Source organism: Pseudomonas sp. FW305-25 (genome assembly GCF_017351415.1).
Taxonomy (GTDB): Bacteria; Pseudomonadota; Gammaproteobacteria; order Pseudomonadales; family Pseudomonadaceae; genus Aquipseudomonas; species Aquipseudomonas chlororaphis.
In genome coordinates this window covers 77,543-103,926 of sequence record NZ_JACNDE010000023.1, presented here as the reverse complement: position 1 = coordinate 103,926, position 26,384 = coordinate 77,543, and the positions used below count along the sequence as shown (strand labels likewise).

The window sequence follows — 26,384 nt, the reverse complement described above, 5'->3', positions numbered from 1 at the left end:
CGTGAGTGGAGCTGCCAGATGTCGCTGCTAAACGATGGGGTGGCAGCTGTACGCAGGTTAGCAGGCCGGTCACATTGGAAAACCGGCGCATCCGAAGATGCCCTGCGCACAGCCACCATGACAGGCAGAATAAAACTTCTACCGACCGGTGACATCGATGCGCCCAATGTGATGTTTCGAGCTGCTAAACCCGATCACTGAATAAGCAGTGACAGGCCGAGCCTAGACAGCAGGTTTCACAGGCGCAAGCGGGTGGGAGTTTCTAGGAAAAGTCGCTCAATAGAAAGCGAAGAGCCTTACTTTTGCCGGGGCAGAAACGGCTGCCGATGACCTGTCCGGTCCCATCGGGTTGCGCATTGAACAGGGTTTTCCAGGCATTAAAAAGCCGGCTTGTGGCCGGCTTCTCGGGGACTGGCTTGGTTCATTTTTGGTAAACCGCACCAGCCTGCAAAACGTACACCCAGCTCTTGCGGCTGGCTGTGGGACTTGGCGAGAAAATCATCTGCCGCGTCGGGCGGATCTGACCGGTTGAACAGGTCGATGCGCAAAGGTGGGGCGCAGCATACTGATATTCGAAGAGAATTCCCAGCGCAAAGCGTTAGCCGGAGCCTGTGACGAGGGCAAAAAGCAGGGGTGTTTTGTATCGGAGGGCGTTGTTGGTGGGGAATGGGGGGCTGCTATCGCGGGCAAGCCTCGCTCCTACGGAGGAGGGGGCATTCGACAGGCACAAAAAAGCCCCGGGTCAGCGGGGCTTTTTCTTGAAGCTTGGTGCTGGAAGCTTGCAGCTGCTTAGCCTTTGTAGGCGGCAACCGACTTCGTGATCGCGGCGCGGGCGGCGTCGGCGCCGTCCCAGCCTTCGATCTTCACCCATTTGCCTTTTTCGAGATCTTTGTAGTTCGCGAAGAAGTGCTCGATCTGCTGAATCAGCAGCGGCGGCAGGTCGGTGTATTCCTTCACGTCGACATACAGCTGGGACAGCTTGTCGTGTGGAACAGCGATGACTTTGGCATCGCCGCCGCCGTCGTCGGTCATGTTCAGGATGCCAACCGGACGGGCGCGGATCACCGAGCCTGGAGCCACTGGGTAAGGGGTCACGACCAGCACGTCGAGGGGGTCGCCGTCGTCGGCCAGGGTGTTCGGGATGTAGCCGTAGTTGGCCGGGTAGAACATTGGGGTGGCCATGAAACGGTCAACGAACAGGCAATCGCTGTCTTTGTCGATTTCGTATTTGATCGGCGCGTGGTTGGCCGGAATCTCGATTGCGACGTAGATGTCGTTCGGCAGGTCTTTGCCAGCCGGAATCTTGCTGTAGCTCATTGGGCGATGCCCCCGTTAGTTGACCAAAATGTCTTGGCCGGATTGACCAAAAAGTGGCGGCGATTATAGGCATATTCCAAGGGCTATGCCACGTACCGAAGGACGTATGGACGCCTTGGGCCAAACGCCGCGAACCCTGTGCAGGAGCCGTCGGTCGACGCTCGATTGCTTGCGAAAAGAAGAGTCGCCGCAGCCTGTTTAGTTCAGAGACACCCGCCAGGATCGACGATTATTTCGCCAGCGGGCGCGTTCCGGCAGGGCGCTTCAGTGTTGCTGGTAGTGCGGGTCGCTGGCCTGCAATTGCTGGAGCCGGGCCAGGGGATTTTGCCGGTAAAACAGCTGCAGTTGCTGGTAGACCTTCGGATAGGCCTCATGCAGCAGATCCGGGGCGCTGAAGAAGTATTCGCTGGTGACGGCGAAGAATTCCGCGGGGTTTTCCGCGGCGTAAGGGTCGATGGCGGTTTCGGCGTCCGGGTTGTGGTCGAGCTGGCGGTTGAGGTCGTCGTAGGCCGCCTGCATCACCTGCGCCCAGTCGCTGATGCGCATGTCGCTGTGCAGCGGCGGCAGGCCGTTAGCGTCGCCGTTGAGCATGTCCAGCTTGTGCGCCAGCTCATGGATCACCAGGTTGTAGGCTTCCCAGCCGCCGCTGGCGAGCACGCCGGGCCAGGCCAGGATGATCGGGCCCTGTTGCCAGGCTTCGCCGCTGTGTTCGCCGTCCCATTCATGTTCGACGCCACTGGCATCGCGATGGCGCTGGGGGCTGAGGAAGTCGTCGGGGTAGAGGACGATTTCGTGGAAGCCCTGGTACCAGTTCAAATCCCCCAGGTGCAATAGCGGCAACTGGGCCTGGGCGGCCAGCAGCAGGCGTTCGAACTGGTGCAGCTCGACCCCGGGCAGGGCGCTCAGGTGCTTGTCGTCGAGAAACAGGACGCTGGTTTCCCGCAACCATTGATCCTCGGCATCGCTCAGGCCGTCGAGAAAGGGCAGGTGCTGGCGCACCCGTTGCCACATTTCATCGGCAACCGGGTGCTTGGCCAGCCGACGCCGGCGGCGCCAGGTACTGAGGGGCCACATAGCGATCAGTGGCTTTCGGCCTTTGCCGCCGAGCGGCCCAGGCGGCTGCGCACCACGCCGATGATCATCGGCACCAGCGACAGCAGGATGATGCCCACCACCAGCAGCGACAGGTTTTTCTTGATGAACGGTACGTTGCCGAAGAAGTAGCCCAGGGTCACCAGACCGCCGACCCACAGGATGGTGCCGGCCACGCTGAAGGCGAAGAAGCGCGGGTACGGCATCTTGGCCACGCCGGCGACGAAGGGTGCGAAGGTACGGATGATCGGCAGGAAACGCGCCAGGGTCACGGTTTTGCCGCCGTGCCGGTCGTAGAAGTCGTGGGTCTTTTGCAGGTAGTCGCGGCGGAAGATCTTCGAGTTCGGGTTGCTGAACAGTCGTTCTCCCACCGTTCGCCCGATGATGTAGTTGGTGCTGTCGCCGAGGATCGCCGCCAGCATCAGCAGGCCGCCGAGCAGCACCGGGTCCATGGCGCCACCGGCGGCGACCGCGCCGGCGATGAACAGCAGGGAGTCGCCAGGCAGGAACGGCGTCACCACCAGGCCGGTCTCGCAGAAAATCACCAGGAACAGGATGGCGTAGATCCATGGCCCGTAGTTGGTCACCAACATGTCGAGGTAAACGTCGAGATGGAGGATGAGGTCGATCGGGTTGAAATCCATTGGGGCACCTGTGGTGACAGCCCGGCTCTGCGGGCCTGTGCGATGACTGGGGCAAAAAACTTACAGCTGGCGCAGATTCATCTTACGCCCCGAAAAGGTCGGCATTATAAGACCTGATAGGTGAAATTGGCGTTGAGTTTGTAGCGAGGGATGTCTTGACGGCGCTGGCTGGCCAGAAGCGAAAGATCGTGGCCTTCGGCAGCGTCTTCCCAGGCACTGTCGAAGGTTGTGATCGGGCGGTTGCAGAGGGGGCTTAGTCGTCGCTGATCGGCAATATGTAGTTCTTGAACTGGGTATCTTCGCGAAAACCGATGGATTCATAGGTTTTCTGTGCCACTTCGTTGTCACTGCTGGTGGAGACACGCATGCGTACGGCCTGGGTGTCCTTGGCCATTTTCTTCGCGGTACGGATCAGGTTGTCGGCCACCAGTTGGCGACGGGCATCTTCGGCGACGTAGATGTCGTTGAGGATCCACACGCGCTTCAGGGACAGGGAGGAAAAACTGGGGTAGAGCTGGCAGAAACCGAGGAGTTTCTTGTCGTCATCGTCGGGCAGGGCCAGGTAGATCACCGATTCCTTGCGGCGCAGGCGCTTTTCCAGGAAGGCCCGGGACGAGTCCGGAAAAGGCAGGGCGCCATAGAACTCGCGGTATTTGACGAACAGGGGGGTCAACAGATCCAGGTGTTCGAGGGTCGCTTGAGTAATCCGCATGAGTTGTCCTCAACTTCGAATGGATACGACGGCAAACGGTTCATTACTCGGGCAGCCGTGTTTCGATGCTGCCTAAAGCCTGGAAAAAGCGCAATCGTCTCGAAAAGTCATGGCTTTGCAGGCCCCAGCAGGAAATTGCCCTTGGTGGTGTCGGGCGAGTCGCTGTCCAGCGTGTTCACCTGGGCCTCGTCTTTCAGGTTGACCCCCGAGAGCTGCCGCCTGCAGGCCTCGCGCATCAGGTACAGCAAGCGGTGGGCCGCCATGCCGTAGCTCAGGCCCTCCAGGCGCACGTTGGAAATGCAATTGCGATAGGCATCGGTGAGCCCGACCTTCGGGTTGTAGGTGAAATATAGCCCCAGGCTGTCCGGTGAACTGAGGCCCGGGCGTTCGCCGATCAGGATCACGGTCATTTTCGCCCCGAGCAGCTCGCCGATTTCGTCGGCCACCGCCACCCGGCCCTGTTCCACCAGGATTACCGGCGACAGCGACCAGCCTTCGGCCGCGGTCTGTTCTTCAAAACGGGCGAGAAACGGCAGGGTATGGCGATGCACTGCCAGCGCCGACAAACCGTCCGCCACCACCACCGCCAGATCTACCCCGCCCGGATTGGCGGATGCCTGATCGCGCAGGGCCTGGGCCGACTCGTCGCTGAGCTTGCGCCCCAGGTCCGGGCGTTGCAGGTAGCTGTGGCGATCGCTGGCGGCGCTGTGCAGCAGCAGGCTGTCGCGGCCGCGTTCGGCCAGTTGGCTGCTCAGCCCGGCATGGTCGAAGGGCAGGTGCACCGCATCGCGGGCCTGGGCGTGGGCGAACTGGAAGTCCAGCTGGGCGCCGGTGGGCAGGCTGGTGCCGGTGCGGCCCAGGGCGATACGCGCCGGGGTCAGGCGGCGCAGCTCCAGCCAGGGGTTCTGGCTGTCGGTCGGATGTTTGTCCATGAGCCTGTCCTTACTGAAGCTGTGCCAGTGCCTGGCGGAAGGCCGGCGGCAGGTTGTGGCCGAACTGCACCTTGCCGTCGGGCTGGGTGAAGATGCCGGTTTTCGCCAGCCACTGCTCGAACTCCGGCGCCGGTTTCAGGCCTAGGGTCTGGCGGGCGTAGAGCGCGTCGTGAAAGGAGGTGGTCTGGTAATTGAGCATGATGTCGTCGGAGCCGGGGATGCCCATGATGAAGTTGATCCCGGCCACGCCCAGCAGGGTCAGCAGGGTGTCCATGTCGTCCTGGTCGGCTTCGGCGTGGTTGGTGTAGCAGATGTCGCACCCCATGGGCACGCCCAGCAGCTTGCCGCAGAAATGGTCTTCCAGGCCGGCGCGGATGATCTGCTTGCCGTTGTACAGGTACTCCGGGCCGATAAAGCCGACCACGGTGTTCACCAGGAACGGCTTGAAGTGCCGGGCCACGGCGTAGGCGCGGGTTTCGCAGGTCTGCTGGTCGACGCCGAAGTGGGCGTTGGCCGAGAGCGCGCTGCCCTGGCCGGTCTCGAAATACATCAGGTTCTGCCCCAGGGTGCCGCGCTTGAGGCTCAGGCCGGCCTCGTAGCCTTCCTGCAACACATTGAGGTTGATGCCGAAGCTGGCGTTGGCCGCCTCGGTGCCGGCGATCGACTGGAACACCAGGTCCAGCGGCACGCCACGGTTGATCGCCTCGATGGAGGTGGTGACGTGGGTCAGCACGCAGGCCTGGGTGGGAATTTCATAACGCTGGATGATGGCGTCGAGCATTTCCAGCAGGGCGCAGATCGAGGCGATGCTGTCGGTGGCCGGGTTGATGCCGATCATGGCGTCGCCGTTGCCGTAGAGCAGGCCGTCGAGAATGCTCGCGGCGATGCCCGCCGGTTCGTCGGTCGGGTGGTTGGGCTGCAGGCGGGTCGACAGGCGCCCGCGCAGGCCCAGGGTGCCGCGGAACCGGGTGACCACGCGGATCTTCTGCGCCACCAGCACCAGGTCCTGGACGCGCATGATCTTCGACACGGCAGCGGCCATTTCCGGGGTTAGCCCGGGTGCCAGGGCACGCAGGCTCTGTTCGTCGGCGGCGTCGCTGAGCAGCCAGTCGCGAAAGCCGCCGACCGTGAGGTGGCTGACGGTGGCGAAGGCGACCTTGTCGTGGGTGTCGATGATCAACCGGGTGACTTCATCGGTTTCGTAGGGGATCAGCGCCTCTTCGAGGAAGTGCTTGAGCGGAATATCCGCCAGGGTCATTTGCGCGGCGACCCGCTCGCCGTCGTTGAGCGCGGCGACGCCGGCCAGGAAGTCCCCGGAACGCGCCGGGCTGGCCTTGGCCATGACCTCCTTGAGGCTGTCGAAGCGGTAGGTCTGGGCGCCGATGGTGTGGGCAAATGCAGCCATGGTGCGAGATCCTCCAATCAAGATTTCATTCTGCTTTCGTGTGGGGGGCGGGCTTGCACTTCTATAAGGCAGGCACCAGGCACTGGGCCCGGTGCCGGTGCAACTCACACTCCTTCGAGCATAGCGTCCGCCGGTGCTTCGGAACGTTGCTTGGCGGTCAGCTGGAAGTACAGGTAACCGGCGGCCATGAAACCGAGGAACACACAGCCGATCAGGGTGTTGAACCAGGCCATCGCCACCAGGCACACCAGCGCCAGGAACAGCGCGATGGCCGGCACCACCGGATAACCCGGCGCGCGGAAGGTGCGCTCCAGATTCGGTTCGGTCCTGCGCAGTTTGAACAGGCTGAGCATACTGATGATGTACATCACAATCGCGCCGAATACCGACATGGTGATCATCGCCGCCGTCAGGGTCATGCCTTGCAGGTTGACCAGGCCGTCGCTGTAGATCGCTGCGATGCCGATCACGCCGCCGGCGATGATGGCCCGGTGCGGGGTTTGGAAGCGCGACAGCTTGGCCAGCCCTTTGGGCAGGTAGCCGGCGCGAGCGAGGGCGAAGAACTGCCGCGAGTAGCCAAGGATGATCCCGTGGAAGCTTGCCACCAGGCCGAACAGGCCGATCCACACCAGCATGTGCATCCAGGTCGAGTTGTTGCCGACCACGGCTTTCATCGCCTGGGGCAGCGGGTCGTTGATGTTCGATAGGGTGCGCCAGTCGCCGACGCCGCCGGCCATCACCATCACGCCGATGGCGAGGAACACCAGGGTCAGGATGCCGCTGACATAGGCCCGGGGAATCGTGCGTTTCGGGTCCTTGGCTTCCTCGGCGGCCATGGCCGCGCCTTCGATGGCGAGGAAGAACCAGATCGCAAACGGGATAGCGGCGAAGATCCCCGGAATAGAGCCCAGGGTGAACTCGTTGGCGCCCGACCAGCCGTTGAGCACGAAATTGCTGAAACTGAAGCCCGGTGCGACCACGCCCATGAATACCAGCAGTTCGGCCACCGCCAGTACGGTGACCACCAGTTCGAAGGTCGCGGCGATGCTGACACCGAGGATGTTCAGGGTCATGAACACAAAGTACGCGCCGACCGCCGCGATTTTCGGGTCGAGCCCCGGATATTGCACGTTGAGGTAGGCGCCGATGGCCATGGCGATGGCGGGCGGGGCGAACACGAACTCGATCAGGGTGGCGATGCCGGCGATCAATCCGCCTTTCTCGCCGAAGGCTCGGCGGCTGTAGGCGAACGGCCCGCCCGCATGGGGGATTGCGGTGGTCAGTTCGGTGAAACTGAAGATGAAACAGGTGTACATGGTCGCGACCATCAGGGCCGTGACCAGGAAGCCCAGGGTGCCGGCGGTGCCCCAGCCGTAACTCCAGCCGAAGTATTCGCCGGAAATCACCAGGCCGACGGCAATGCCCCACAGGTGCAGGGTGCCGAGTGTGGGTTTGAGCTGTGTGGTAGAAGTCATAAGTCCTCTCTGTCTCTTTTTATTGTTCGATCTGTTGGACTTTCAGGTGCAGCGTTTGAGGTGGATGGAAGCTGTTCACGCAGCGGCGGATACTGAACGACAGGTACGCAAGGCCCGTGCCAGAGCGGCCAGGCCGTGTGTGTCAGGTCATTGGGGACGCCTTTGCAGGCTTACCTGCAAAGGCGGTTGAACAGGCGACACCGAAGCCCCGGTGTCGCCACGGGGTTTTAGAAGAAGCCCAGCGGGTTGATGTCGTAGCTCACCAGCAGGTTTTTGGTCTGCTGGTAGTGGTCGAGCATCATCTTGTGGGTTTCACGGCCGACGCCGGACTTCTTGTAACCTCCGAACGCTGCGTGGGCGGGGTACAGGTGGTAGCAGTTGGTCCACACACGACCGGCCTTGATCGCCCGGCCCATTCGGTAGGCGCGGTTGATGTCGCGGGTCCAGAGGCCGGCGCCAAGGCCGAACTCGGTATCGTTGGCAATCGCCAGGGCTTCGGCTTCGTCCTTGAAGGTGGTGATGCTCACCACCGGGCCGAAGATTTCTTCCTGGAACACACGCATCTTGTTGTTGCCCTTGAGCAGGGTCGGCTGGATGTAATAACCGCTGGCCAGGTTGCCCTCGAGTTTCTCCACCTTGCCGCCGGTCAGCAACTGCGCGCCTTCGCCCTTGGCGATTTCCAGGTACGAGAGGATCTTGTCGAACTGCTGCTCGGACGCCTGGGCGCCGACCATGGTGTCGGTGTCCAGCGGGTCGCCGCGCTTGATCTGCTCGACCTTTTTCATCACCACTTGCATGAACTCGTCGTAGATCGACTCTTCCACCAGGGCGCGCGACGGGCAGGTGCAGACTTCGCCCTGGTTGAAGAACGCCAGCACCAGGCCTTCGGCGGCCTTTTCGATGAAGCTCGGTTCGGCCTGCATGATGTCGGCGAAGAAGATGTTCGGCGACTTGCCGCCCAGTTCCACGGTGGACGGGATGATGTTCTCGGCGGCGCATTTCATGATGTGCGAGCCCACTGGCGTCGAACCGGTGAAGGCGATCTTGGCGATGCGCTTGCTGGTGGCCAGGGCTTCGCCGGCTTCTTTGCCGAAGCCTTGCACCACGTTGAGCACGCCCGGCGGCAGCAGGTCGCCGATCAGCTCCATCAGCACGCAGATGCCCAGCGGGGTCTGCTCGGCTGGCTTGAGTACCACGCAGTTGCCGGCGGCCAGGGCCGGGGCGAGTTTCCAGGCGGCCATCAACAGCGGAAAGTTCCACGGGATGATCTGCCCGACCACGCCCAGCGGTTCGTGAATGTGATAGGCCACGGTGTTGCCGTCGATTTCCGCGGCGCTGCCTTCCTGGGCCCGCAGGCAGCCAGCGAAGTAGCGGAAGTGGTCGGCGGCCAGGGGGATGTCGGCGTTGAGGGTTTCCCGCACGGCCTTGCCGTTGTCCCAGGTTTCGGTGATGGCCAGCAGTTCGAGGTTCTGCTCGATGCGGTCGGCGATTTTCAGCAGGATCAGCGAGCGGGCCTGTGCCGAGGTGGCACCCCAGGCATCGGCGGCGGCATGGGCGGCGTCCAGGGCTTTCTCGATGTCTTCGGCGGTGGAACGCGGGAACTCGGCGATCGGTTGGCCGTTTACTGGCGAGGTATTGGTGAAGTACTGACCTTTGACAGGCGCGACGAATTCGCCGCCGATGTAGTTACCGTATTTGCTCTTGAACGAAACGATAGCGCCTTCAGTACCGGGGTGTGCATAACGCATGGTGGGTATCTCCTGGCTTTTGTGCTTATAGGGGAGGACGCGCTGTTGCGCTTGTAAAAGCGTAGAGCAAAGCCCGGGCCACTGCGTTGCAGGCCAGTAAAATCAATGGTTTACGAATGTTTCAGCGGCTGCGTACCGGGCGTATGTGGCAGTTGTGGCACAGGCTGGGTGACACTTTGTACCGCTTGTGGCACAGCCTGTGACTCATTGGTCGAAGCAGCATTGCAATGCATCCATGGCTGGAGGATGCTGGTGGGCCGCGAGGATCTGAAGAACTCTTCTGTAGCCGCTACCGCAGGCTGCGAACGACCGCGAAGCGGGCGCTGCTCTTCAGATCGCGGAAGCCCCTGCGGGGCTTGGCGCAGCCTGCGGCAGCGGCTACAGGTGGGTGCCTTCTGAGCAGTCAGCGCAGCAGGAGAACAATAAGAAATGCACAGCAATCACCTCACCCGGCACGCCCAGCAAGTGCTGACCGTGACCCAAGGCAAGGCCCATCTGCAGGGGCCCGGCAGCGATCCTTCCATCGCCCGCTCCTGGCTGCGTTGCCTGGAAGACTATCACCTCGACCCGGCCCTGAGCATGGCGCCCACCGTGCTCGAGCACGGCCGTCTGCTGGAAAGCCGCGAACGCTTGCAACAGGTACTGCAGATCGCCGGCAACGAGATGACCAGCCTGCACCAGCAGCTGTCCGGCGCCGGACATGCGGTGCTGCTGACCGACGCCCGCGGGGTGATCCTCAACTGCGTCACCGCGCCCGCCGAGCGCAAGATTTTCGAGCGCGCCGGGCTCTGGCTCGGCGCCGACTGGAGCGAGGCCTGCGAGGGCACCAACGGTATCGGCACCTGCCTGGTGGAGCGCCAGTCCCTGACCATCCACCAGGACGAACATTTCCGCGGCCGTCATACCGGCCTGACTTGCTCGGCCAGCCCGGTGTTCGATCCTCACGGTGAACTGCTGGCGGTGCTTGACGTTTCCTCGGCGCGCCCGGATGTGTCGCGCCAGAGCCAGTTCCACACCATGGCCCTGGTCAATCTCTCGGCGAAGATGATCGAGAGCTGCTATTTCCTGCGCTATTTCGACAATCAATGGCTGCTGCGTTTTCACCTGCAGGCCGAGTCCGTCGGCTTGTTCAGCGAAGGTTTGCTGGCATTCGACGGGGAAGGGCGGATCAGTGCGGTGAACCAGAGCGCCTTGAACCTGCTGGGGCATATTCGCGGCGGCTTGCTGGGCAAGCCGGTGGAAGCCTTTTTCGACTGCTCGCTGGACGAGTTGCTGTGCCGCGCCAGTGTCAATGCCAGCGCCAGCTGGCCGCTGCGCACCCGTGATGGGCGGCATTTGTTCGCGGTGTTGCGTGGCCAGCCGCGCAGCGTGCCGAAATCGCTGCCGCCGAGGGCGCTGGCGCTGGAGCGTCCGCGTCTGCCCGAGATCTGCCTGGGCGATGCGGCCCTGCAAGATGACTTCCGTAAATCCTTGCGCGTGTTCGAGCGCGATGTGCCGCTGCTGATCAACGGCGAAACCGGCTCCGGCAAGGAGGCGTTCGCCAAGGCGGTGCACCATGCCAGCCAGCGGGCGGAGAAAGCCTTCGTTGCCTTGAACTGCGCGGCCATTCCCGAAAGCCTGATCGAAAGCGAGTTGTTCGGTTATCGCGGCGGCACCTTCACCGGGGCACGCAAGGAAGGCATGCGCGGCAAGTTGCAGCAGGCCGATGGTGGCACGCTGTTCCTCGATGAAATCGGCGATATGCCGCTGGCCTTGCAGACCCGCCTGTTGCGGGTGCTGGAGGACCGCATGGTGGTGCCTATCGGCGGCGAACCGCAGGCGGTCAACGTGCGCATCATCAGCGCCACTCACCGGGACCTGCTGGAGCGGGTGCGGGACGGCAGCTTCCGCGAGGATTTGTATTACCGGCTCAATGGCCTGGAAATCGCCTTGCCGGCGCTGCGCGAGCGCAGCGACAAATCCCAGCTGCTGGATTTTCTCCTGGCGCAAGAGGCCGGCGACCAGCAGGTCTCGCTCGACGGCCCGGCACGCCAGGCCCTGCTGGACTTCCACTGGCCAGGCAACGTGCGGCAACTGCGCAACGTATTGCGCACCCTGGCGGCGCTCTGCGATGACGGACGCATCGGCCTGGAGGATGTGCCGGCGATGATTCGCCAGGGCCGCCCGGCGCCAATGCCGGCAGCTGCCGAGGAGGCGGGCGGATACCCGTTGGACGATGCCGAACGCCTGGCCTTGCTCAATGCCCTGGAACAACATCGCTGGCATATGACCCACACCGCCGAGCAGTTGGGGGTGAGCCGCAACACCCTCTATAGAAAGCTGCGCAAGCATGGGATCGCTCGCTAGGCGCGGTGCCGCGTTATCGTTCATCGCGAGCAAGCTTCGCTCCTACAAAGCAGTGCGCACCTGTAGGAGCGAAGCTTGCTCGCGATAGGCGGCGCAGCCGCCGATACATCGGTAACCGCAGTCCAAGGCTCCAGCCGCGTTCGAGCGATTCCCCGTCAAAAGCCCCACAGAACTCGTCACAGCCTCCGGCAGCGACAACAGCCTGTTCCCCCATCAGCTAAAGAGTGCGATTTGCAGCCCTCTACGCTAACCTGCCTCGATGTTTTACGAGGCCTTCTATGCACATTCATATTCTCGGTATTTGCGGCACCTTCATGGGCTCGATGGCGGTTCTGGCCAAAGAACTGGGCCATCATGTCACCGGCTCCGATGCCAACGTCTACCCACCCATGAGCACCCAGCTCGAAGCCCAGGGCATCGAGTTGACCCAGGGCTACGACCCGGCCCAGCTTGACCCGGCACCGGACCTGGTGGTGATCGGCAATGCCATGTCCCGCGGCAACCCGGCGGTGGAATATGTGCTGAACAAGGGCCTGCCCTATGTTTCCGGCCCGCAATGGCTGGCCGATCATGTGCTGCAAGGCCGTTGGGTGCTGGCGGTGGCCGGTACGCACGGCAAGACCACCACCAGCAGCATGCTGGCCTGGGTGCTGGAGCATGCGGGCATGAGCCCGGGCTTCCTGATCGGTGGCGTGCCGCAGAACTTCTCGGTGTCGGCCCGCCTGGGCGGCACGCCGTTCTTTGTGATCGAGGCCGATGAATACGACAGCGCCTTCTTCGACAAGCGCTCGAAGTTCGTGCACTACCGTCCGCGTACGGCGATCCTGAACAATCTCGAGTTCGATCACGCGGACATCTTCCCAGATCTGCCGGCGATCGAGCGGCAGTTCCACCACTTGGTGCGGACCATCCCGAGCGAAGGCCTGGTCATCCACCCGACCACCGAGCCGGCCCTGCAACGGGTGATCGACATGGGCTGCTGGACTCCGGTGCAAACCACCGGAGCGGGCGGCCAATGGCAGGTCAAGCTGTTCAGCGAAGACGGCTCGAAGTTCGAAGTGATGTTCGAAGGCGAGGCCCAAGGCGTGGTCGAGTGGGACCTGACCGGCCAGCACAACGTCGCCAACGCCCTGGCCACCCTGGCCGCGGCGCGCCATGTCGGTGTGGTGCCGGCCATGGGCATCGCTGCGCTGAGCGCGTTCAAGAGCGTCAAGCGACGGATGGAGAAGGTGGCTGAAGTGCATGGCATCACCATCTACGACGACTTCGCTCACCACCCGACTGCCATCGCCACCACCCTGGATGGCCTGCGCAAGCGCATCGGCGATGCGCCATTGATCGCGATCATCGAGCCGCGTTCCAACTCCATGAAGCTCGGCGCCCACCGTGACGGGCTGCCGGAAAGCGTCAACCAGGCCGATCAGGTGGTCTGGTACGCGCCGGCCAACCTCGGCTGGGACCTGGGCGCCACCGCCGCGCTGTGCAGCGTGCCGTCGATTGTCAGCGATTCCCTGGAAGGCATCATCGAGCGGGTGAAGAGCCAGGCCAAGCCGGGCACCCACGTGGTGATCATGAGCAACGGCGGCTTCGGCGGCCTGCACGGCAAGCTGGCCGAGGCACTGCGATGAACAACGGCCCGGAACGCATCACCCTGGCGATGACCGGCGCCTCGGGCGCCCAGTACGGCCTGCGCCTGCTCGATTGCCTGGTGCGCGAAGATCGTGAAGTGCACTTCCTGATCTCCAAGGCCGCGCAGTTGGTGATGGCGACCGAGACCGACGTGACCCTGCCATCCAAGCCGCAGACCATGCAGGCTTTCCTCACCGAGTACACCGGTGCGGCAGCCGGGCAGATCCGCGTGTATGGCAAGGAAGACTGGATGTCGCCGGTGGCCTCGGGCTCCGGTTCGCCGGCGGCGATGGTGGTGGTGCCTTGCTCCACCGGTACCTTGTCGGCCATCGCCACGGGCGCCTGCAACAACCTGATCGAGCGGGCGGCGGATGTCACCCTGAAGGAACGCCGCCAGTTGATCCTGGTACCACGCGAGGCGCCTTACTCGAGCATCCACCTGGAGAATATGCTGAAGCTGTCGAACATGGGCGTGACCATTCTGCCGGCCTCTCCGGGTTTCTATCACCAGCCGCAGACCATCGACGACCTGGTGGATTTTGTCGTGGCGCGGATTCTCAACCTGTTGAATATCCCGCAAGACATGCTGCCGCGGTGGGGCGAGCATCATCTGAGCAGCGATGAGTAAGTCGCTGCTGATCCTGCTGGTCGCCCTGCAACTGGGCGGCTGCGCCACGGCACGCACGCTGAACGCGGCCAAGCCGGGCGCGCCGGTGGTGTATTCCGGGACGCGCCTGGATCTGTATGTGATGCAGGGCGGCTGTTGCCCGATGGATCGCTTCGGTGCCGAAGCACCGAGCTATCCGGGGGTCGATCTGCCGGCCAGCGCCTTGCTCGACACGCTGCTGTTGCCGCTATCGGTGCTGACGGTATTGGGGGTTGGGTTCCAGGCTACAGGCGGGTTGTAACCACCTTGTAGCCGCTGCCGAAGGCTGCGATCGGTCGCGTAGCGGCCGTAGAGGCGGGCGGCGCGGTGGTGCGGCAAATCGCGTCGTCAGGATTGCGCCTGCTGCGCAGTCGATCGCAGCCTGCGGCAGCGGCTACAGGCGCGATCCATGGCGTTTATTTGCCCAGCTTGCGCAACTCGTCGGACTCGACGATCCGCACGCCATCCTGCTCTTCCAGCGCCAGGCGCCACATGGCCCGGGCCAGATGGCAGGCTTCGATGCCGTGGTATTTGCCGGGAATCAGCTTGGACAGCGGGCCGGCCAGCTGTTCGGCGAGACGCGGTTCGATGCGTTCGCCCAGCAGCAGCGACGGCCGGCAAATAGTCAGTTGCGGCCAGTCCTGGGCCTTCAGCGCCTGTTCCATTTCGCCTTTGACCCGGTTATAGAAAATCGAGGATTTCGCGTCCGCGCCCAGGGCGCTGATCACCACCAGGTGCCGCGCACCCATCTCCCGCGCGCGTTTGCCGAAGGCTACCACCAGGTCCAGGTCGACGGCGCGGAACGCCTGTTCGGAGCCGGCTTTCTTGATCGTGGTGCCCAGGCAGCAGAACGCCAGGTCCACCCGGCCGCTGAGCTGCGGCAAGAGTACCGCCGGGTCGCCGACCGGGTTTTCCAGGCGCGGATGTTCGCTCAAGGGGCGCCGGCTGGGCGCCAGTACGCGGGTTACCGTGGGTTCGTTGAGCAGGCGGTCGAGCAAGTGCTCGCCAGTCAGGCCGGTCGCGCCGGCGAGCAAGATATGCTGAGGCGTCAAGTACATAATGTTTCCCCCTTGATACTGTTTCAGCTTAGTTGCTCTTTGCTTCCTTGCTGTCGTTGGCGGCGCTTTGCAGCGCCTTTCGTGCTTGTTGCTTGCGCAGATGCTGCCAGTGCGCCAAGACCCCCTTGGGCGCCCAGATTTGCGGTTCGGATGCTTCGAAGTTGTCCGCCTGTTCGCGTTCGGCCACGGTCGCCCGGGCCAGCTTGAAGGCCTGTTCCAGGTCGTCGGTCTGGTTCAGCGCCTGGGCGAACAGGGCGTCGCCGAAGTAGGTGAAGTCGGCTTCTTCCGAGCAGCCGAACGATACGCGGTCGGCCTGCGAAGCGGTCATGATCAGGGTCCGCTCATCCTTGAGCGCGGGAATGAACCCGCCGGAATAACAGGCCGAGATCACGATGATCTTGTCGCGGTTTTTCAGTGGCGCCAGTACCGCGGCCAATTCGTCAGCCGGCAGGTCGGCCAGCTCCAGGCGCGGCTGGTCGAGCACCAGCTCGTGTTCGCTGGTGCCGTGGCTGGTCAGGTAGAGAAACAACAGGTCTTCCGGGCTGCTGCGTTCGGCCAGGACCTGTACCGCGCGCCGCAGGTTTTCCCGGGTGGCCATGGGGCGGCTGTCGAGGCGGTCGCGGTGGTTGACCAGGCGGATCTGCCCGTAGGCGCCGAAGCGGGTGGCGAGCATGTTGCTGACATAGTCGGCCTCGCGCAGAAACACGCTTTGCTTGCCATCGCCGGCCAGCGTCAGGCTGTAGAGCTCGATGGCGGGGGTCGACGCCGGCACCGCGCTGAGGGCGTCGTCGAGCAGGCGGCCCTGGGCCAACAGGCCGGTCTCCAGTGGGTCGGGCAACAGTCGGCCGTCGGCATCGCGAACCCGCAGGCCATTGATCCAGTCGCCGCTTTGCACGGTGCCATCGCGCAGCACCAGCACGCCGTGGCCCTGGTAGTTGTCGCCTTCGAAGCCGCCGATATAGAAGCTGCCGTCGCTGAGGTTCAGGCGGCCCTGGCCGCTGAAGCGCCAGTCGCTGAAACGGCCGATGTAGTGGCTGCCGTCGACGCCGATCAGCTCTCCCTTGCCACTGAGGGCGCCTTCCTTGAACTGGCCGATCCAGACATCGCCGTCGGCGTTTTCGTAGCGGCCCTTGCCGCTGAGCTGGTTCTGTTTGAAGCCGCCGACGTAAAGATCGCCCTCGGCGCTGCTGAAGGTTCCGTTGCCTTCCAGCTGGCCATCGACGAAGTGGCCGCTGAACTGGTTGCCGCTGGCATCGCTGCGCTGGCCTTCGCCGTTGGGTTTGCCGCGGGAGAACTGGCCCTGGTACTGGCTGCCGTCTTCCAGTTCGAGACGGCCGAGCCCGGAATACAGGTCGGACTTGAATTCGCCGCGGTAGGTCATGCCGCGTTCCTTGAGGGTGCCTTCACCGTCGCGCCGGCCCAGTTTGAAACCGCCGGTGTAGCTGCTGTCCTTGGTGGTCAGGCTGCCCTGGCCGTGGAACAGGCCCTGCTGGAATTGACCGCGGTAGACCTCGCCGTCGCTGCCGTGCCATTCGCCCTGGCCGTGCCACTGGCCGGCGTCGAACTGGCCGGCATACCAGCTGCCGTTGGGGTAGTCGATGCGCCCCTGGCCTTGCAGCAACCCGTTGACCACATCACCGCGGTAGCGGCCACCGTCCGGCAGACGGGCATCGGGAGGCAGCAGCGATTCGCCGTCTCCACATGCGGTGAGCAACAGGGTCAGAGCCAGGGGTACAAGTGGGTGCATAGCGGGATCCGGATAATTAGGGGACCGAGTATGCCGCAGCAACGAGGCTTATATATAGAGAGGCTGCGCGAAACAGCGTGAGCTGTTTCGCATCAGGAAGGTTTCAGACAAAGCAGAGGGACAAGGGCTCGGCGATGTAGGCTGGTTTTTCCTGGCCTTCGATTTCCAGTGTGGCGGTGGCCTTGAGCAGCCATTGGCCGGGTTTCTTCTCGGTGACGTCCACTAGGTCGACCTTGAGGCGGACCCTGGAATCGACCTTGACCGGCTGGATGAAGCGCACGCTGTCCAGGCCGTAGTTGACCACCATCTTCAGACCCTCGGGCAGGATCAGGATGTCTTCCATCAGTTTCGGGATCAGCGACAGCGACAGGAAACCGTGGGCGATGGTGCTGCCGAACGGCGTCTGGGCGGCTTTCACCGGGTCGACGTGGATGAACTGGAAGTCACCCGTGGCTTCGGCGAACAGGTTGATACGCTGCTGATCGATGGTGAGCCATTCGGAACGTCCTAGTTCCTTTCCGACATAATCTTTGAGCTCTGCAACAGGAACATACGGCATTGAGACTCTCCTTGGGTTCATCGGTTTTATCGTTCTAAACGGACGGGGGGCGTACCCCCTGACCACCCACTGTAGATCATCATGGGGGTTTGCTCCGGTCAACCTTCCATGCTTTTGGCGAATGCCGGCCCATAGCGTTCGCGTGCTTATAATGCCCGGCGTTTTTTCGGGGGGAGATGAGAGATGTTGTTACGCGGTCTGACATGGCTGGTGCTGTTTCAATTGCTCGGCACGGCGATCAATCATCTGTTCCTGCCGATCCTGCCGGGGCCGATTGTCGGCCTGCTGTTGCTGCTGATCTTCCTGGTGGCGCGCGGCGAGGTGGGCGAGCCGCTGAACCTGGCCGCCTCCAGCCTCCTGCGTTACCTGCCGCTGTTGCTGGTGCCGCCCGCGGTGGGCGTGATGGTGTACGCGGCGGATATCGCCGCGGACTTCTGGGCGATAGTCGGCGCGCTGGTGTTGTCGCTGGTGATCTCCATGGCCTTCGTCGGCGTGCTGATGCAGCGGCTGGTCAAGCGCCACGGACATCGGGAGGGCGGCCAATGATGTTCGATTGGCAGGGCGCCTGGGCGTCGGTGATCCACCATCCATTATTCGGCATCGGCATTACCCTGGGCGCCTATCAACTGGTGCTCGCGGCCTTCGAGAAAACCCGCTGGATCTTTCTGCAACCGGTGCTGGTCTCCATGTTGCTGGTGATCGGCGTGCTGCTGAGCTGTGGCTTGAGCTACGCCGAGTACCGCAAGAGCACGGAGATCCTGAGCATTCTCCTGGGGCCGGCCACGGTGGCGCTGGCCGTACCGCTGTACCTCAACCTGCGGCGGATTCGACAGTTGTTCTGGCCGATATTTACTACGCTGGTGATTGGAGGGGTGGTCGCCACCGGCCTGGGCGTACTGCTGGGATGGTGGTTCGGTGCCGAGAACATGATCCTGATGACCATGGCGCCGAAATCGGTGACCTCACCGATCGCCATGCTGGTGGCCGAACAGATTGGCGGTGTCGCAGCGCTGGCCGCGGTATTCGTATTGATCACCGGGGTGATCGGGGCGATTTTCGGTCCGGCCATCCTCAACCGCCTGCAGGTACATAGCCCGGAAGCCCGGGGCATGGCGCTGGGCATGACGGCTCACGCGGTGGGCACTTCGGTGGCCTTGCAGGAAAGTGACGAGTGCGGTGCTTTCGCGGCGCTGGCGATGAGTCTGATGGGTGTGGCCACGGCGGTCTTCCTGCCGTTGGCGGTGTCGTTGGTGGTTTAAGGAAACCTGTATGAGCCTGGCGCTTTTCCCGCTGAATACGGTGCTGTTCCCCGACTGCATTCTCGACTTGCAGATTTTCGAGGCGCGCTACCTGGACATGATCGGTCGCTGCATGAAACAGGGCAGCGGCTTCGGAGTGGTGTGCATCCTCGAAGGCGAAGAGGTGGGCATCGCCCCGGAAGGTTTTGCGCGGGTGGGCTGTGAAGCGCTGATCACCGACTTCCATCAGCAGGACAACGGCCTGTTGGGGATTCGGGTCAAGGGCGGGCGGCGTTTTCGGGTGCTGAGCAGCGAAGTGCAGCGCGATCAGTTGCGGGTGGCTGAAGTCGAGTGGCTGGACGAGGCGCCGGAGCGGCCGCTGCAGGATGAAGACGGGGACCTGATCGCCTTGCTCAAGGCGCTGGCCGAACACCCGATGGTCGAAGCCCTGAACATGGGCACCGAAGCCACCGGCCAGCAGTCGCTGGCCAACCAGCTGGCCTACCTGTTGCCGTTCTCCGAGCTGGACAAGATCGACCTGCTGCAACTGGACGATCCGCAGCAACGCCTGGATGCGATCCAGGCCTTGCTGGACGAGTTGCAGGGCGAACTGTTCGCCTGATCCTGATCCTGATCCTGATCCTGATCCTGATCCTGATCCTGATCCTGTAGCCGCTGCCGCAGGCTGCGATCGCTCACACAGTGGGCGCAGATTCCGAAACCGCTGAAGGCCTTCGGCCTGTCGCAGCCTGCGGCAGCGGCTACAGGGGCGTTCGCTCTATCTAGTAGGCATAACGCAACATGGCGTGCGGTAGATGCCTGACTGCTTCGAAGCCGAACAACGCGATCAGCGCCGGCAATACCAGCCACCAGATCTTGGCCGGCATGGGTTCCAGCGGGGTCTGGCGCTGGGCGACCCACAGGCTGGCGGAGCACACGCAGGCGGCAAGCATGGCGCCGGCAAGGATGTCGGAGGGCCAATGCGCGCCCAGGTAAATCCGTGACACGGCAATCGCCGCCGCTGGCAGACAGCCCAGCAGTAGCCAGGTCAGGCGCATGCGTGGCGGCTGGCCGCGACCGGCGAGTATCGCCAGGGTCAGGAACAGGGCGAACGAACCGGAGCTGTGGCCGCTGGGCATGCTGTAGCTGGTCAGTGGGTCGGTCAGGACTTCCGGGCGCACGCGGGCGAAGAACAGCTTGGTGCCGGTGTTGGCCAGTGCGGTACACAACAGCGTGGCGCCCGCGAAAATCGCCTGCCGCCATTGCCGGGCAACCAGCAACAGCAGGGTGACCAGGGCGCTGGCGAACAGCATGGTGCGGAATTCGCCGAACTGGGTGAGCACCACCATCACCTCGTCCAGTGCCGGGCTGCGGTGCTCCTGGACCAGCGCCATCAGGCCCTGGTCGAAATGGTTCAAGTAGGGGTAACCGATGAACAGCCCCGCCAGGATCGCCAGGCTGAGGCCGGCTACCAGCGGGCTGGCCTTGCGATGGCGGCGCACGGTGCTGTTGATGCTCAGGCCCAGCAGCACGGCGATGCTGGCGGCGACTATTCCTGCCTGCGGCCAGAAACCTTCAGGCAAGGGCAGGCGGATCGCCGCGCCCGTGGCCCAGCCTGGCAGCAGGTAGGCCACGGTCCAGCCGGCCGCGGCCAGCAGGCTGACGGCGAAAAAGCGCGGGAACGACATGTCGAACATGCCGGCGACCATTGGCAGCATGGGCCGCAAGGGACCGATAAAGCGCCCGACCAACAGGCTGGCGATGCCATACCGCTGGAAATAGGCTTCGGCGCCGTTGATCCATTCCGGGTGATGGCGCAGCCCCGGCAGGCGGCGGATATTCTGGTGAAAACGCCGGCCCAGCAGATAAGACACCACGTCCCCAAGCAAGCCGCCAAAGAACCCCAGCGCCAGGGTTTCACCCAGGGACAGCGCGCCGCTGCCGGCCATCACGGCAATGGCGAACAGCAGCACGGTGCCGGGTACGATCAGGCCGGCAATCGCCAGGCATTCGACGCAGGCGACGATGAATACGGCTGCCGCCAGCCATTGGGGGTTCATCGTCAGCCAGCCGGTTATTCCATCGAGCCATTGGCCCATAGGTTTTCAACTCCGGTTATTCGGTGGTTCAACTGTAGAAACGGGCTTGCTCGCGATCAGGCCATCCGCGGGCACACCGGCTCCTGCGAAAGGGATCAATCGAGCAACAGATAGTCGCGACCTTCGACCTGCCCGCGACGTAGCGGGTTCCGGGTGCAGTAGGGGGCGTAGGCGGCATCGACAAAGCGGTACATCAAGTGTTCGTCGCGGCCGTGGGGAATGCCCAGGCGAGTGGTCTGGATGATGCTGGCGACGGGCGTGCCGACATCCTCGACGAACAGCACTTCATGGTCGAAGCGCTTGGCATCCCATACCGGGACTTTCAGGCCCAGGGCCTTGCACAGCAGGGTCTGGCCGGCGCAGAGCTTTTGCGAGGGGCGCGGCCGGCCGCTGGCATCGGGATTGTTCAGCAGCATCTGCGCCAGGCTGGCGGGGCCGGAGACTTCGTCGACCCAGGGGTAGGCCGACTTGATCAGCACTGCGTTGCCCGGCCCCTGGGCGCTGAAGTTCAGCGAATCGCCGCCACGGGCGTAGTACATATAGATGTGGCCGCCGTCCAGAAACAAAGCCTTACGCTTTTCTGTGTAGCCGAGGGAGGCATGGCTGCCTTTTTCCTCGCAGTAATAGGCTTCTGTTTCGATAATGCGCGCCGACAACCACAGATCGCCGACCCGATGGCGGATTATTTTGCCGAGCAGTTCACGGGCCAGAACCTGGGCATCACGATCGAAAAAGCGGTCGGGCAGGGCCTTGGGCAGCGTCGGGGTGGACAGAATGGACATGATAGCCAGGAGCGATGACGGGAATTGGGTCGGAATGATATCAATTCCAGGCTTAATTCAGGCTGAACGAGAGGTATTTGCCGTCCATTTCGACCATCCGCCCGTGACCGCTGTCCGTGGACCGGCGCGACAGCTATAATCAGCCGCTTTCCTCTTTGCCAAGACCACAGCAGACCATGACTGAGTCCGTTCTTGACTACATGACCCGTTTGGGTCGCGCTGCCCGCGAAGCTTCGCGGGTAATCGCTCGTGCCACCACTGCGCAGAAAAACCGCGCATTGTTGGCGGCTGCCGATGCATTGGACGCTGCTCGCCCCGAGCTGAGCGCCGCCAATGAGCAGGACCTGGCCAACGGCCGGGCCAATGGTCTGGAACCGGCATTGCTCGACCGTCTGGCGCTGACTCCGGTGCGTATCGACGAAATGATCGAAGGCCTGCGTCAGGTGGCCAAGCTGCCTGACCCCATCGGTGAAATCCGCGATATGCGCTACCTGCCTTCGGGTATCCAGGTCGGCAAGATGCGCGTGCCCCTGGGCGTGATCGGCATCATCTACGAGTCGCGCCCCAACGTGACCATCGATGCGGCCAGCCTGTGCCTGAAGTCCGGCAACGCCACCATCCTGCGTGGCGGCTCCGAGGCGATCAATTCCAACCGTGCCATCGCCACCTGCATTCAGCAAGGGCTGGTGGTGGCCGGCCTGCCGGCGCAAGTGGTGCAGGTGGTGGAAACCACCGACCGCGCGGCCGTTGGCGCGCTGATCACCATGCCCGAATTCGTCGACGTGATCGTGCCGCGTGGCGGCAAGAGCCTGATCGAACGGGTCAGCCGCGACGCCAAGGTGCCGGTGATCAAGCACCTGGACGGCGTCTGCCATGTGTTCATCGACGTGGCGGCCGATTTGGACAAGGCGATTCGCATCGCCGACAACGCCAAGACCCAGCGCTACGCACCCTGCAACACCATGGAGACCCTGCTGGTCCACCAAGGTATTGCCGAGCGCGTACTGCCGCCGCTGGCGGCGATCTATCGCGACAAGCAAGTCGAGCTGCGCGGTTGCCCGCGTACCCGTGCCTTGCTGGGCGACGATGTGATCGAAGCCACCGAAGAAGACTGGAGTACCGAGTACACCGCGCCGATCCTGTCGGTCCTGGTGGTCGACAGCCTGGACGCGGCCATCGAGCACATCAACACCTACGGTTCGCACCACACCGACGCCATCGTCACCGAGAACTTCACCGACGCCCGGCGTTTCCTCAACGAGGTGGATTCCAGCTCGGTGATGGTCAATGCCTCGACCCGGTTTGCCGACGGTTTCGAATATGGCCTGGGCGCGGAGATCGGTATTTCCACCGACAAGCTGCACGCCCGTGGCCCGGTCGGCCTGGAAGGGTTGACCAGCGAGAAATATGTCGTCTTCGGCGACGGCCATGTGCGCACTTGATGAGCAAACGTATCGGTCTGCTGGGCGGTACCTTCGACCCCGTGCACATCGGTCACCTGCGCAGTGCGCTGGAGGTGGCCGATTCGCTGGGGCTCGATGAGCTGCGCCTGACCCCCAGCGCGCGGCCGCCGCATCGCGATGCACCGCAGGTGTCGGCGCTGGACCGTCTGGCGATGGTCGAGTGCGCGGTGGCGGGCGTTTCACCCCTGGTGGTGGACGACCGTGAGCTGAAACGGGACAAGCCGTCCTACACCCTAGACACCCTGGAACAGATGCGGGCCGAGATGGCCGCGGATGACCAGTTGTTCCTGTTGCTGGGCTGGGACGCTTTTTGCGGCCTGCCTACCTGGCATCGCTGGGAAGAGTTGCTCCAGCATTGCCACATCCTGGTGCTGCAACGCCCGGATGCCGACAGCGAGCCGCCGGATGCATTGCGCAACCTGCTGGCGGCGCGCTCGGTGAGCGATCCCCTGGCCCTGCAAGGGCCCGGAGGACACATTGCATTCGTCTGGCAGACTCCGCTCGCGGTGTCCGCCACCCAGATCCGTCAACTGCTGGCCAGCGGTAAGTCGGTACGTTTCCTGGTGCCTGATGCGGTCCTGGCCTATATCGATGCACACGGTCTTTACCGTGGGCCGAACTGAAGGCGCGCTGCCGGCTGATGCCGTGCAACGCGCCACACATACGAGCTGAACGAGTTTTATATGACTAACCAAGTAATGAAAGGCGAAGATCTGGTCAAGGTGGCAGTCGCCGCGCTGGAAGACGTCAAGGCCCAGGACGTCCTGGTGATCGATGTTCGCGAAAAGCAGAGCATCACCGACTACATGATCATCGCCACCGGTACTTCCAACCGCCAGATCGGCGCGATGCTGGAAAAGGTCCGCGAGATGGTCAAGGCCCAGGGCGTCAAGCCGCTGGGTGAAGAAGGCAAGGGCGACAGCGACTGGGTACTGCTGGACCTGGACGACGTGATCGTGCACATGATGACCGCCTCCGCGCGCCAGTTCTACGACCTGGAACGTCTGTGGCAGGGCGCCGAGCAGAGCCGTGCGGCCGATGGCAAGCACCACAGCCCGGAGCACACCCATGAGCACTTCACCAAGCTCAACAAAGACCAGCAATAAGGGACGGCTGTGCGCCTGCGTCTGATCGCTGTCGGTTCACGCATGCCCAAGTGGGTGGAAGAGGGTTGGCACGAGTATGCCAAGCGTCTGCCATCCGAGCTGGCGCTGGAACTGGTGGAAATACCGCTCAATACCCGTGGCAAGAACGCCGATGTGGCTCGTTTCATCCGTCAGGAAGGCGAGGCCATGCTGGCCAAGGTCGGCCCGAACGAGCGGATCGTCACCCTCGAGGTCCACGGCAAGCCCTGGAGCACCGAGCAACTGGCGGTGGAGCTGGATCGCTGGCGCCTCGACTCGCGTACCGTGAATTTCATGGTCGGCGGCCCCGAGGGGCTGGCGCCGGAAGTCTGCGCGCGGGCGGACCAGCGCTGGTCGCTGTCGCCGCTGACCTTGCCACACCCGCTGGTACGGATCCTGATCGGTGAACAGCTGTATCGCGCCTGGACAGTCCTGTCCGGGCACCCTTATCACAAATAGCCCGCGCCCCTAATGTCCCAGCCGATCCGTATCAAGGACCACGAAAAAGACGCCCGTCTGGTGCGTGGCCGGGTCGTGTTCGGGGCTATTGCCGTGGTCTGCCTGATCGGGGTGCTGATCGCGCGGCTGTATTACCTGCAGGTGATCCAGTACGACTATCACTCGACCCTGTCGGAAAACAACCGGGTTCATGTCCAGCCGATTCCGCCGACCCGCGGCCTGATCTTCGACCGTAATGGCGTGGTGGTGGCCGACAACCGGCCGAGCTTCAGCCTGAGCATGACCCGCGAGCGTTCCGGCGACTGGCGCCAGGTGCTCGATGTCATTGTCGAGGTGCTGGAGCTGACGCCGGAAGACCGGGTCCTGTTCGAGAAGCGCATGAAGCAGGGGCGTCGGCCGTTCGAGCCGGTGCCGATCCTGTTCGAGCTCAACGAAGAGCAGATCGCCCGGATCGCGGTCAACCAGTTCCGCCTGCCTGGGGTGGAAGTGGTGGCGCAGTTGGTCCGTCATTACCCCCAGGGCGCGCACTTCGCGCACTCGGTGGGCTACATGGGGCGGATCAACGAGAAAGAGCTGAAGACCCTGGACCCGGTGAACTACAGCGGCACCCACCACATCGGCAAGACCGGTATCGAGCGCTTCTACGAGCCCGAGCTGCACGGCCAGGTGGGTTACGAAGAGGTCGAGACCAACGCTCGCGGCCGTGTGTTGCGGGTGCTCAAGCGTACCGACCCGATTCCCGGCAAGGACATTGTCCTGAGCCTGGACATCAAGCTGCAGGAAGCCGCGGAGGCAGCATTGGGCGGCCGGCGTGGCGCGGTGGTCGCGCTGGACCCTCGCACCGGGGAGGTGCTGGCCATGGTCAGCCAGCCGAGCTTCGACCCGAACCTGTTCGTCACCGGTATCAGCTTCAAGGCCTATGCCGAGCTGCGCGATTCCATTGACCGTCCACTGTTCAACCGGGTACTGCGCGGCCTGTATCCGCCGGGCTCGACCATCAAGCCGGCGGTGGCCATCGCCGGTCTTGATTCCGGGGTGGTGACGGCCTCCACGCGGGTCTATGACCCGGGCTACTACCAACTGCCCAACTACGATCACAAGTACCGTAACTGGAACCGCAGCGGTGACGGTTATGTCGACCTCGACACCGCGATCATGCGGTCCAACGACACCTACTTCTATGACCTGGCCCACAAGCTGGGGATCGATCGGTTGTCGGCCTACATGAACAAGTTCGGGATCGGCCAGAAGGTCTCGCTGGACATGTTCGAGGAGTCGCCGGGCCTGATGCCGTCGCGGGAATGGAAGCGTGCCACCCGTCGCCAGGCCTGGTTCCCGGGCGAGACGCTGATTCTCGGGATCGGCCAGGGTTACATGCAGTCCACCCCGTTGCAGCTGGCCCAGGCCACGGCGCTGGTGGCGAACAAGGGCAAATGGAATCGTCCGCACCTGGCCAAGACCATCGAGGGCGAAAAGCCTGTGGACGAAAACCCGATGCCGGACATCATCCTGCGCGATCCGTCGGACTGGACGAAGGTCAATCACGGCATGCAGCAGGTGATGCACGGCGCCCGTGGTACGGCGCGCAAGGCGGCCATCGGCTCGCAATACCGGATCGCCGGCAAGAGTGGTACGGCCCAGGTGGTCGCGATCAAGCAGGGCGAGAAGTACGACCGCTCCAAGGTCCAGGAGCGCCATCGCGACCACGCCCTGTTCGTTGGCTTCGCGCCGGCGGAAAACCCGAAAATCGTGGTCTCGGTCATGGTCGAGAACGGCGAGTCCGGTTCCGGCGTGGCGGCCCCGGTGGTGCGCCAGGTGATGGACGCCTGGCTCCTCGGTCCGGATGGCCTGCTCAAGCCTGAGTTTGCCGGCCCTATCAGTGCGGAGGCTACGGCCCGTGAAGAGTAAT

General features: G+C 63.3%; 26 protein-coding genes. 13 read left to right on the top strand and 13 right to left on the bottom strand.

The genetic code is table 11. The features are described 5' to 3' along the window. Positions 1-201: hypothetical protein (locus tag J4E58_RS20925; protein WP_207255327.1), on the top strand; the 201-nt coding region annotated here is incomplete at its 5' end. Positions 202-789: 588 nt separating this feature from the next. Here J4E58_RS20925 and ppa read toward each other — a convergent pair. From ppa to J4E58_RS20885, 8 genes are all read right to left on the bottom strand, one after another. Further along, on the bottom strand, positions 790-1,317 hold the full coding sequence (ppa, locus tag J4E58_RS20920) for an inorganic diphosphatase (RefSeq protein WP_003228599.1): 528 nt from the start codon (positions 1,315-1,317) through the stop codon (positions 790-792). A gap of 264 nt (positions 1,318-1,581) precedes the next feature. Further along, positions 1,582-2,391 carry a zinc-dependent peptidase gene (locus tag J4E58_RS20915; protein ID WP_087091878.1) on the bottom strand — a complete coding sequence of 270 codons (810 nt, stop codon included), beginning with the start codon at positions 2,389-2,391 and terminating at the stop codon, positions 1,582-1,584. 5 nt (positions 2,392-2,396) lie between these two features. Beyond that, the gene (locus J4E58_RS20910; protein WP_007924093.1) at positions 2,397-3,053 is read right to left on the bottom strand and encodes a DedA family protein; all 657 of its coding nucleotides are present in this window, start codon (positions 3,051-3,053) and stop codon (positions 2,397-2,399) included. 253 nt (positions 3,054-3,306) lie between these two features. After that, positions 3,307-3,765 carry an N-acetyltransferase gene (locus tag J4E58_RS20905; protein WP_009045805.1) on the bottom strand — a complete coding sequence of 153 codons (459 nt, stop codon included), beginning with the start codon at positions 3,763-3,765 and terminating at the stop codon, positions 3,307-3,309. Between the two features lie 107 nt (positions 3,766-3,872). Continuing rightward, positions 3,873-4,697, bottom strand: a complete 825-nt coding sequence (eutC, locus tag J4E58_RS20900) for an ethanolamine ammonia-lyase subunit EutC (protein WP_087091879.1) — start codon at positions 4,695-4,697, stop codon at positions 3,873-3,875. Between the two features lie 10 nt (positions 4,698-4,707). Continuing rightward, positions 4,708-6,102 carry an ethanolamine ammonia-lyase subunit EutB gene (locus J4E58_RS20895; protein WP_087091880.1) on the bottom strand — a complete coding sequence of 465 codons (1,395 nt, stop codon included), beginning with the start codon at positions 6,100-6,102 and terminating at the stop codon, positions 4,708-4,710. A gap of 104 nt (positions 6,103-6,206) precedes the next feature. Further along, positions 6,207-7,577 carry an ethanolamine permease gene (gene eat / locus J4E58_RS20890; protein WP_087091881.1) on the bottom strand — a complete coding sequence of 457 codons (1,371 nt, stop codon included), beginning with the start codon at positions 7,575-7,577 and terminating at the stop codon, positions 6,207-6,209. Between the two features lie 227 nt (positions 7,578-7,804). Next, on the bottom strand, positions 7,805-9,325 hold the full coding sequence (locus J4E58_RS20885; protein ID WP_007924088.1) for an aldehyde dehydrogenase family protein: 1,521 nt from the start codon (positions 9,323-9,325) through the stop codon (positions 7,805-7,807). Positions 9,326-9,754: 429 nt separating this feature from the next. On the opposite strand from J4E58_RS20885, the gene J4E58_RS20880 reads away from it, so the two are divergent. The 4 genes from J4E58_RS20880 to J4E58_RS20865 all read left to right on the top strand — a co-directional run bounded on the left by J4E58_RS20880 (position 9,755) and on the right by J4E58_RS20865 (position 14,208). Next, positions 9,755-11,671, top strand: coding sequence for a sigma-54-dependent Fis family transcriptional regulator (locus J4E58_RS20880; RefSeq protein ID WP_087091882.1), 1,917 nt, complete (start codon positions 9,755-9,757; stop codon positions 11,669-11,671). 278 nt (positions 11,672-11,949) lie between these two features. Continuing rightward, entirely contained in the window at positions 11,950-13,299 is a 1,350-nt protein-coding gene (mpl, locus tag J4E58_RS20875) for a UDP-N-acetylmuramate:L-alanyl-gamma-D-glutamyl-meso-diaminopimelate ligase (RefSeq protein ID WP_087091883.1), read from the top strand. Next, the gene (gene ubiX, locus J4E58_RS20870; protein ID WP_007927126.1) at positions 13,296-13,928 is read left to right on the top strand and encodes a flavin prenyltransferase UbiX; all 633 of its coding nucleotides are present in this window, start codon (positions 13,296-13,298) and stop codon (positions 13,926-13,928) included. The genes mpl and ubiX overlap by 4 nt, the downstream gene beginning before the upstream one ends. Then, positions 13,921-14,208: a YceK/YidQ family lipoprotein gene (locus tag J4E58_RS20865; RefSeq protein ID WP_009051050.1), complete on the top strand. Its 288-nt coding sequence runs from the start codon at positions 13,921-13,923 to the stop codon at positions 14,206-14,208. Before ubiX ends, J4E58_RS20865 begins: the two co-directional genes overlap by 8 nt. Positions 14,209-14,362: 154 nt before the next feature. On the opposite strand, the gene J4E58_RS20860 is transcribed toward J4E58_RS20865, so the two are convergent. The 3 genes from J4E58_RS20860 to J4E58_RS20850 all read right to left on the bottom strand — a co-directional run bounded on the left by J4E58_RS20860 (position 14,363) and on the right by J4E58_RS20850 (position 17,310). Further along, complete coding sequence (locus J4E58_RS20860; RefSeq protein WP_009045797.1) at positions 14,363-15,004, bottom strand: oxidoreductase; 642 nt, start codon at positions 15,002-15,004, stop codon at positions 14,363-14,365. Between the two features lie 28 nt (positions 15,005-15,032). After that, positions 15,033-16,751, bottom strand: coding sequence for a C13 family peptidase (locus J4E58_RS20855; RefSeq protein WP_087091884.1), 1,719 nt, complete (start codon positions 16,749-16,751; stop codon positions 15,033-15,035). 103 nt (positions 16,752-16,854) lie between these two features. Further along, complete coding sequence (locus tag J4E58_RS20850; protein ID WP_087091885.1) at positions 16,855-17,310, bottom strand: MaoC family dehydratase; 456 nt, start codon at positions 17,308-17,310, stop codon at positions 16,855-16,857. A 183-nt stretch (positions 17,311-17,493) separates the two neighbouring features. On the opposite strand from J4E58_RS20850, the gene J4E58_RS20845 reads away from it, so the two are divergent. Genes J4E58_RS20845 through J4E58_RS20835 form a run of 3 tightly spaced genes read left to right on the top strand, consistent with a single transcriptional unit; the run spans position 17,494 to position 19,170 of the window. Next, entirely contained in the window at positions 17,494-17,856 is a 363-nt protein-coding gene (locus J4E58_RS20845; protein ID WP_009045794.1) for a CidA/LrgA family protein, read from the top strand. After that, entirely contained in the window at positions 17,853-18,569 is a 717-nt protein-coding gene (locus tag J4E58_RS20840) for an LrgB family protein (protein ID WP_007927117.1), read from the top strand. The genes J4E58_RS20845 and J4E58_RS20840 overlap by 4 nt, the downstream gene beginning before the upstream one ends. 10 nt (positions 18,570-18,579) lie before the next feature. After that, positions 18,580-19,170, top strand: coding sequence for an LON peptidase substrate-binding domain-containing protein (locus J4E58_RS20835; RefSeq protein ID WP_007927116.1), 591 nt, complete (start codon positions 18,580-18,582; stop codon positions 19,168-19,170). A 160-nt stretch (positions 19,171-19,330) separates the two neighbouring features. On the opposite strand, the gene J4E58_RS20830 is transcribed toward J4E58_RS20835, so the two are convergent. Further along, positions 19,331-20,647 (bottom strand): bifunctional DedA family/phosphatase PAP2 family protein, encoded by a 1,317-nt coding sequence (locus J4E58_RS20830; RefSeq protein WP_087091886.1) that lies wholly within the window; start codon positions 20,645-20,647, stop codon positions 19,331-19,333. A 95-nt stretch (positions 20,648-20,742) separates the two neighbouring features. Continuing rightward, positions 20,743-21,429 carry a DNA-3-methyladenine glycosylase gene (locus tag J4E58_RS20825; protein WP_007927114.1) on the bottom strand — a complete coding sequence of 229 codons (687 nt, stop codon included), beginning with the start codon at positions 21,427-21,429 and terminating at the stop codon, positions 20,743-20,745. Positions 21,430-21,605: 176 nt separating this feature from the next. Between J4E58_RS20825 and J4E58_RS20820 the strand changes: the two genes are divergently transcribed. From J4E58_RS20820 to mrdA, 5 genes are read left to right on the top strand one after another with little or no spacing between them, the layout of a single operon-like run. Further along, complete coding sequence (locus J4E58_RS20820; RefSeq protein WP_087091887.1) at positions 21,606-22,871, top strand: glutamate-5-semialdehyde dehydrogenase; 1,266 nt, start codon at positions 21,606-21,608, stop codon at positions 22,869-22,871. After that, positions 22,871-23,515: a nicotinate-nucleotide adenylyltransferase gene (gene nadD, locus J4E58_RS20815; protein WP_007927112.1), complete on the top strand. Its 645-nt coding sequence runs from the start codon at positions 22,871-22,873 to the stop codon at positions 23,513-23,515. Before J4E58_RS20820 ends, nadD begins: the two co-directional genes overlap by 1 nt. Before the next feature lie 60 nt (positions 23,516-23,575). Next, on the top strand, positions 23,576-23,998 hold the full coding sequence (rsfS, locus tag J4E58_RS20810; RefSeq protein ID WP_007927111.1) for a ribosome silencing factor: 423 nt from the start codon (positions 23,576-23,578) through the stop codon (positions 23,996-23,998). Between the two features lie 9 nt (positions 23,999-24,007). Further along, positions 24,008-24,475 carry a 23S rRNA (pseudouridine(1915)-N(3))-methyltransferase RlmH gene (gene rlmH / locus J4E58_RS20805; RefSeq protein WP_003185785.1) on the top strand — a complete coding sequence of 156 codons (468 nt, stop codon included), beginning with the start codon at positions 24,008-24,010 and terminating at the stop codon, positions 24,473-24,475. Between the two features lie 12 nt (positions 24,476-24,487). Then, a complete protein-coding gene (gene mrdA / locus J4E58_RS20800; RefSeq protein WP_007927109.1) occupies positions 24,488-26,383 on the top strand; it encodes a penicillin-binding protein 2 in 1,896 nt (631 codons plus the stop codon). The last annotated feature ends 1 nt before the right edge of the window (position 26,384 follow it).